This is a genomic window from Sutterella sp., assembly GCF_052272535.1.
Taxonomy (GTDB): Bacteria; Pseudomonadota; Gammaproteobacteria; order Burkholderiales; family Burkholderiaceae_F; genus Sutterella.
In genome coordinates this window covers 1-1,629 of record NZ_DAVZJY010000347.1, presented here as the reverse complement: position 1 = coordinate 1,629, position 1,629 = coordinate 1, and the positions used below count along the sequence as shown (strand labels likewise).

Below are 1,629 nucleotides of genomic sequence, written 5' to 3'. Positions count from 1 at the left end.
GCCGCGCGCATCATCGTCGGCCGCCGCCCGCCGGCGCAATCCCGCACGGACCTCTTCCTCATCCGGTTCTCGGAGCGCCTCGACGCCTGAGGGCTGCGGGGGCGAAAGGCTCCCCCGGAGGGGCGGGCGCTCACCAAAGCTTCGCCGGAGGCTCCCCACGTGGCTGGGACGGAAGCCTTCCTATAATCGCCGCACCGGCGCCCATCCGACGCCCTTTTTCAGGAACGCGTCATGGAAACCGTCCTCACAAAAGTCGCGGCCTTCGTGCTGATCATCATCGGCGCCTACGCCCTCAAGCGCATCCACTTCTTCAAGGCGGAGGACTTCCGCCTCATCGCGGCGATCGTCCTCAAGATCACGCTTCCCTGCGCGGTGATCTCGAACTTCTCCCGCATCTCGGTGGACTTCGCGCTCTTCTCGCTCGTCCTTCTCGGGGTCCTCTGCAACCTCGTGACGATCGGCGCGGGGTGGCTCGCCGCCGGCCGCCGGGGCGCGGCCGAGCAGGCCTTCAACATGATCAATTACTCCGGATACAACATCGGGTGCTTCACGCTCCCCTTCATCCAGAGCTTCCTCGGGCCCGTGGGCGTCGTGGCGACCTGCCTCTTCGACACCGGGAACTCCATCATGTGCACGGGCGCGACCTACTCGATGGCCGCGGCGGTGGCCGGCAAAGGCGAGGGCGGCGGCGTGCGGCTCTTCCTGAAGCGCATGTTTTCCTCGATTCCGCTCGACGTCTACCTTCTGATGACCCTTTTCGCCGCGCTCGGCATCCACATGCCCAAGCCCGTGCTCGCGCTCACGGACATCGTGGGCGCCGCGAATCCCTTCCTCGCGATGATGATGATCGGCGTCGGGTTCGAGCTTCACCTCGACCGCAAGACGGTGACGCGGATTCTCGGCGTCCTCCTCAACCGCTACGCCGTCGCCCTCGTGCTCGCGCTCCTCTTCTACAACTTCGCGCCCTTCGACGCCGAGGTGAGAAAGGTCCTCACGATCATCGCCTTCGCGCCCTTGTCGGCCGTCTGCGCGATCTTCACCGCGCAGTGCTTTAACGACGTCGGCCGCGTGGCGCTCTCCTGCACGATCAACTCGCTCTCGATCGTCTGCTCGATCGCCTTTATGACGGCGCTGATGCTCTGGCTTTGATCGGCGGCAAGATTTGTCAGATAAATCGTTCGCTCGCCCGGTCGGAAGAAAGCGCTTCCGTCCCAAGCGTTTTTCTCTACAATCGCATGCTCGCCGCATCCGCACGGTGAACTCGCCCTTGGTCCAAAAGACCCCGGCGGTCGCCAGGAGCGGTGCTCCTTCTCCAGCACGTCCTTTCTCACGACAAAGACAATGACGCAAGCCACTCAGGCCGCCGCCGCGGCCGATCAGACGATCGACGCCGCCCGCGCCGCCGCCAACGCCGCCTCGGGCGACTTCGGCGCCAAGGACATCGACAACGCCGCCGACGCGATCATTGACACCACGCACTGGTTCGGGCGGTTCTTTGAGAGCCTCTTTGCGAACCTCACCTGGGAGAACGTGATCCTGCAGGTGATCATCGTCGTGATGAGCTTCGTGCTCGGCATCTGGCTCTCCAACCGGGCCCGCACGCGCATCGAGAAGTTCCGCCCGACGGCG

Annotated in this window: 1 protein-coding gene and 1 pseudogene; both read left to right on the top strand. The window is 64.8% G+C overall.

What is annotated here, in order from left to right; genetic code table 11:
* Positions 1-231 precede the first annotated feature (231 nt).
* Positions 232-1,149, top strand: a complete 918-nt coding sequence (locus tag ACT6Y9_RS10870) for an AEC family transporter (RefSeq protein WP_443744542.1) — start codon at positions 232-234, stop codon at positions 1,147-1,149.
* A gap of 192 nt (positions 1,150-1,341) precedes the next feature.
* Positions 1,342-1,629: pseudogene (locus tag ACT6Y9_RS10865) on the top strand (mechanosensitive ion channel family protein); the annotation flags it as partial.

Bases quoted from the DNA above. Each gene is read 5' to 3' on its own strand.
- ACT6Y9_RS10870 (WP_443744542.1), top strand. From the start codon at position 232: ATGGAAACCGTCCTCACAAAAGTCGCGGCCTTCGTGCTGATCATCATC.